At 24.7% G+C, this 6,296-nt stretch carries 4 protein-coding genes; all 4 read left to right on the forward strand.

Annotation, left to right across the window (positions count from 1 at the left end; translation table 11 throughout):
- The first annotated feature begins 70 nt into the window (after positions 1 to 70).
- The 4 genes from Q0K52_RS14465 (at position 71) to Q0K52_RS14480 (ending at position 6,157) form a co-directional block, all read left to right on the forward strand.
- Positions 71 to 295 carry a hypothetical protein gene (locus Q0K52_RS14465; protein WP_297300588.1) on the forward strand — a complete coding sequence of 75 codons (225 nt, stop codon included), beginning with the start codon at positions 71 to 73 and terminating at the stop codon, positions 293 to 295.
- Positions 296 to 376: 81 nt separating this feature from the next.
- Complete coding sequence (locus tag Q0K52_RS14470) at positions 377 to 1,216, forward strand: hypothetical protein (RefSeq protein WP_297300589.1); 840 nt, start codon at positions 377 to 379, stop codon at positions 1,214 to 1,216.
- Positions 1,209 to 2,147, forward strand: a complete 939-nt coding sequence (locus tag Q0K52_RS14475) for a DNA-processing protein DprA (RefSeq protein WP_297300590.1) — start codon at positions 1,209 to 1,211, stop codon at positions 2,145 to 2,147. Before Q0K52_RS14470 ends, Q0K52_RS14475 begins: the two co-directional genes overlap by 8 nt.
- A 1,718-nt stretch (positions 2,148 to 3,865) precedes the next feature.
- A complete protein-coding gene (locus Q0K52_RS14480; protein WP_297300591.1) occupies positions 3,866 to 6,157 on the forward strand; it encodes a hypothetical protein in 2,292 nt (763 codons plus the stop codon).
- Positions 6,158 to 6,296 lie beyond the last annotated feature (139 nt).

Consider the following 6,296-nt stretch of genomic DNA (forward strand, 5'->3'; position numbering starts at 1 on the left):
TTAAATTATGATACACCTATGTTATACTTTAAAAAACTAAGGAATACTTAATGCAATATGTCTGGCTCCTGTGCAGTGTATAGAAAATATTAATAAAAAGTATCAATATTCTTTTGCTCCAAATATTGGTAGTCCTTTTGTAAGAGTTGATTGTACTTCTTATGAACTAACTTTAAAAGGAAGTGAATTTTTAAGTGGACTGAAACAAAAGAAAATTTTTACTAAAATAAAGGATTTAGCAATTAACAGTGCTATTTCTTTAGTTACTCAATTATTGGTTGAACAGTTAAAATAAAAATTATTTGGTGAATAAAAGGAACTATAAGAGGTTTTGTATTATTATAAAATGGGATATATTGTCCTTACGGAGTTTTTTATGATAAATTTTACAAGAAGAGTAAGAAGTGAGCTATGGGTATATGTTAATATAGATAATATAGTGACCTCATATAAGTTTAAAGAATTATTATCATTTAATTTAGCTTTGAACGATAATCATTGGTGTAAGACAAAAAATAATAATTATTTATTAAGCTTAAATGATATATTATTAGAGCAAAAAGTTCAAAATCTTTTAGATTATATAAATGAATTTATTTGGTTGAATTTAAATAATCATATAAAAAATTATTTTAATGATAATAATATATTGGATTATTGTGTTGCAACAGATTTTAATTTTGACTTTGATAATAAAATTAGAACAAGTGTAGGAGAAGCTGAATTTTCATTAAAATATAGAAGAAGTGAAATAACTGATGAAGAAGCAGAGTATTATGGAAATGTTTTAGTAGAAAAAATAAAAAAGTGTTATGATATTTTACCAATAAATAAAAAAGATACTTATTTTACAACGATACCAATTGATATTGATGAAAATGAAAATAATAAACTTTCATATAAATTGGTTAAAAGGCTGTCATATATATTGAATAATAATTTATTTATTTTGAAATGTCATAAACCATCATTTAAAGATAAAACTTTAAATGAAAAAATTAGTATTTGGAATGAAATATATTCCGATACTAATGGGTTTGAGTTTATTGAAAAAGTTGATATAACAGATAAAGATGTTATAATTATTGATGACTTATATCAGTCTGGTGTTTCTATGTGGAGTTATGCAAAATTTCTAAAATCATTAGGGGCAAAACAAGTCATTGGAATATCAGCTGTAAAATCTTTAAGGGATAGTGATAATACAAATGTATAATGTAGATTTTCTACAATATGCACTAGCTAAAGGTGTAGGTGAAGCGGCAATTAAAAAAGCTTTAAATTTTTTGAAGCTTAATAAAAATGCATCTTGGAAAGATATTATTACTGATAAATCTATTTTAAAATTAAAAGATGATATTTATACTAATATTTATAAAACTGAAAATGAAGCAAAAATATTAGCAGAACAATTATATAATGATAATATATATATGATACTAGAAAATGATTTAATGTATCCTGAAAGATTAAAAAATACATTGGGTAATAATACGCCGCCAGTAATATTTGTTCAAGGAAATTTAGCTCTTTTAAATAAAAATAGTATAGGATTTTGTGGTTCTAGAAAAGTATCTGATAAAGGAAAACAAATAGCCTATGAATGTGCTAAGGAATTAGTAAATAATGATATAACTGTAGTTAGCGGATATGCTTCAGGTACGGATTTAACTGCTCATATGTCTGCTCTTTCAAATAATGGTAATACTATTTTTGTTATACCAGAGGGGATATTAAAAAAGCGTATTAAAGGTGAAGTAAAAAATTATCTTAATAATACAAATCATGTTTTTATATCCCAATTTATGCCAAATTTGACTTGGAATGCTATGAATGCTATGAGAAGAAATAAGGTAATAATAGGTTTATCAATAGCTATGATATTAATAGAATCAAGAAGAGATGGTGGTACTTTTGAAGCGGGAAAAGAAACATTAAAATTAGGTCATAAGTTATTTGTAGTTGATTTTTTTCATCCTCCAGAAACAGCTGAAGCTAATAAATTTTTTATTAGTCAAGGTGGTATTCCTATAAAAAAAAATAGAGATGGACATCCAAGTATGAAGTCTGTATTTAATTCAATTAATAATGATATGTCTTTATTAAATAAAAAAATATCTGAACCTGAATTTGATTTTACTTATTAGCAAATGTTATTATATTTATAATTTTTTGTTTAATATTGGGTAATCAGCCGTATATTTAAGTATATTATTATTTCAGATTAAAAAGCTTTAGCCTGCGTTGTATATTTAATAAAAATTCGCGTTAGCGTTTTGGGATATTACCAGAAAAATTGGATTATCCCTATAGTATGTAAATGCTTTTTGCTTCTTTTGTTTTATTATAAATAAAAATTGTTCGCTTTTGGGTTCTGTCAAGTAAACTTGCCAGAAGCTCATAATTTTTATTGAAAAAAGTACAGTATTTTTCTAATTTTTTCTAAAAAAGTTACTGTTTGTAGGCTTGTTTTGTTAAAAATGTTTGTTTAACTATATAGGGTGGGTTCGGGTGGGTAATAAGGTAAATTTTCAAAAAATTATTTCTGTGTTAGTTTTAGTTTGTGGGTTAGTTTTTATATTTTTGGGTTAGATTTTTAGTTAGTTTATTTTTTATGTTGGGTAATCAGCCGCATATTTAAGTAGGTTATTATTTCAGAGTAAAAGGCTTTAGCCTGCATTATTAATATAATTAAAATTTTTTTGGTTCTTTTTTATAAAAAAAGAACATTTATGCAATGCCTAATTTAAAGCTATATTATTAGATTGTTAATGCTTTTTGCTTCTTTTGTGCCACAAAAGAAGTAGTTTTTTGGTACTTTTTTCCTATGAAAAAAGTACAATCTTTTCGTGTTTTTTCAAAAAAATTCCTGTTTGTAGGCTTGTTTTGTTAAAAATGTTTGTTTAACTATATATGGTGGGTTTGGGTGGGTAATAATGTGAATTTTCAAAAAAATTATTTCTGGGTTAGTTTCTGTTTGTTGGTTAGTTTTTATATTTCTGGGTTGGCTTTTTGGTTAATTTATTTTTGTTTGATGTTGGATAATAAACCGCATACTTTACAGTACTTCCTTCGGTCGCTTACATTGTACTTGCTGTAAGGGTAAGCGTTGCCGTGCGGGAAGGTGCCGACCGTAGGGAGTGTGTAAGCTAGGCGAGTAGTTCAAATGGCTAGCTTGTTAGGGTTGGGAAAGTCAACTTTTTTTCGTAGTCTTTAAAAAAATTAGATTTTTGGACTTATTGTTTAAAAAATGTTTGTTTAACTATAAGGTCGTACCCTCACCTCCGGTGGACTTCGTCCGGGTATTTCCTCGCTACGCTCAGTCAGGTGGCGGGTATATAATAAGTAAAAAATTTATAACTTTTTATTTTCCTTTCACTCGGTTAGTATATAAAGTAAATTAAAAAAATTATTTTTCGGTTATGGTTATATATTTAACCTTATATCATTACCACGCTCCGTTAGGGCTTCATTTTTTATAATATATAATAATTTTTTGCATTGACTTTATTTTTTTATGAGTTATAATCAAAACGTTAAATATCTTAATATCTAATATGTGTCACCATTGATTTTGTGTAGGAGGCATGGCTATTATGATATTTAATGATTTAAAAAAATGTAATTTCCTTTTATTAAATTGCACAGAAATTGATAAAATATTTAAAGAATGTTTTATATTTTTGAAGTGTATTCTTTTTAATTATTTGTTAATTCTTTTCAGTTCTAACTACAGGCTTAGTTATATTCTATTTGTTAGCTTCATCATTAATACAACTTAAAATCAGTTTAATTTTCTAAATTATAAATTTTTGATTTTATAGAATTGTAAGAATTAATAATTAATTAAAATAGGAGATAAAATATGAGAGAATTATACAAAAAATTTGACAGCAAAAAATTAGATGAAGTGTTATCTAAATTGAATAAAATTGATGTGCAACCAAAAGTTGATGAATATAATTTGTATGTATATAAAGGTGGAGAATATGGAGAATGCAAAAAGAAAGAGTTATGCGAAAGAATAAATTGTTTGATTGATATGTATGCTGCTAATGAAATAGATATGTCTATATTACTTCAAGCAGTCAATTATTTATATAGGAATATTGATGAATATCATATTACTCTCAATTATAAGGAGTTCTTTTTCTTTTTTGCATTCACCAAAATAAAAGCTGTTATGGAAAGTAAAAATGAAAAGGAAATACAGGTTTATAATGCTTTGTATTTTTTATATGATATGTATTTGGCTAGAATTGTTAAAGTTAAAGAATTTTTAAGTAATGATTATGTTATTGTTAGTGAAGAATTTTATAATGAAGATTTTGATATTTATAAGTATGCCGACAGTGTAAAAGAATTAATAATGGAATTAGATAATCATTCTTTTTATAGCTATGCTGAAAATAATTTTAAAGATGCTAAATTTGAAAACATTAATTTGCTGTATTTTTACTTTAATATTAGACCTTTTCAGTTTGTAGGATTTAATCCTTTCCGTCTTTGGAATATACATGAAATCCTTAACAAGGATGGATTTATTGATAATGCTATAGAATATTTAAATACTGTTCGTTTTATTGATTATAAATATCATCTTACCTATGATATGAATGTAGAAAGGCTTGAGTATATATATTTTTGGACAGATGATTATTTGGCTCTTGATATATTTAAAACTTATGCAAATGTTTATAATTTATTAGCTCAATATAACTATTTTAAATATTTACAAACTAAAGATGAAAAATATAAAGATATTGCTGTATCATATATGTGTTCTGTTGTATCATCAGTTACTAGAGATGATAGCATGACTTTGATAGAAAGATTTGCCGCTTTGTTTGAAAATATGTTTTATATCTTATTTATAGAGTGTGAAAGTTATAGTGATTTTGAAGTGATAATATATGCTATTGCTTTAAAGATTTCTAATTTTAACTATAATGTTTTGTATGTATATAGTTATTTTGATAGGAATAAATATAAAAATGAAAATGGAGAAACATGCTATTTTAACTATAATGGTGATATTAAAAAAATGGCATTGGATAATTATTATTCTGTAACAAGAGAAAATAAAATTGGAAAATATCTTGTTTCATTAGGACATACTAAAAATAATGATAATGAAGATCATTTAAAATCATGCAAAGACGAATTGTATTTATTAAAAACTTTATGCTATGAGTTTACTTTATTAGGAAAAGATTTAAAGAATATAGAAAAAATACAAAAGATCATTGATATATGTATAACTCTTAATATTAATTATATACTTAAATTTTCTAGGCTTAAGTTTTATAAATATAATGATAAAGGATATGAAAATGGATTTGATATAATGACTGATAATACAATTATATATGAAGCAATAGAAAATATAAAGCTTATATATATGTTTTATTATACCAGAACCAAAGCCAAAGAACTTAATCTTTATTTGAAATTAAATGATCAGATTGTAAGCTATATTGATATATTAAAATGCGAGAAGAAATATGATATTATAGAGCAGATTATAATGTCATTAAAAGAGTATATAAATGCTGATGATTATAAAAAGAAGTTAAAGCCTTTACTTATAGAATCATTGCATTTTTTAGGAAAGCATAAAAGCTGTTTGGATATTTTTAAAGAAGATTCTTTTACTGATTATAGCTTAATAGTAAAACTTATAAATATTTCTGCTGAGTCTAACATATTAAATACTAACATAAGGATACAAAATAAAAATATTATACTTCGTATATATGAAATTCTTACTTTTTCAAGCAAGGATTTAGTTGTTACTTCTCTTTTTAATTTTATAAAACATATAAATGGCTATATTGATACTGAAATTAATTGGGATGGAAGAACAGTTGATGTATATTATAAATGTAGTGTTTTTACTTTATGTTACAATTATTATGTACACAATGAAAAAGGAAAATTTGACGAGAAAACTAAGATCGCAGTTAGTCAATTAAGAAATACATTAACTCATATAAGTAATGATAAAGACAAAGTCAATAAACATATCAAAGAATATAAAGATGCTATGGAGTTTACAAAAGCTAATTACTCTAAAATACTTGAATGTATGTTTAATGTAATAAAGAAGAATGACGTTTTGACACGTAAAGGTGTAGATGATCTTTATACATATTAGCGTGTAATATCATGCTATAAAATAAGGGCGGTTTTAAATAATAGCTGTCCTTATTTTTTATTAATTTTGGGGCTGTCCTAGATAACTTAAATTTGTTAAAATTTAAGTATGAAACGAAGTAAATTAAGTAAAGATAAAC

Origin of the sequence: uncultured Brachyspira sp. (genome assembly GCF_944390845.1) — a bacterium.
Taxonomy (GTDB): domain Bacteria; phylum Spirochaetota; class Brachyspiria; order Brachyspirales; family Brachyspiraceae; genus Brachyspira; species Brachyspira pulli.

Coding starts and splice junctions, on each gene's coding strand:
- Q0K52_RS14470 (WP_297300589.1), top strand. CDS start 377: ATGATAAATTTTACAAGAAGAGTAAGAAGTGAGCTATGGGTATATGTT.
- Q0K52_RS14480 (WP_297300591.1), top strand. CDS start 3,866: ATGAGAGAATTATACAAAAAATTTGACAGCAAAAAATTAGATGAAGTG.
- Q0K52_RS14475 (WP_297300590.1), top strand. CDS start 1,209: ATGTATAATGTAGATTTTCTACAATATGCACTAGCTAAAGGTGTAGGT.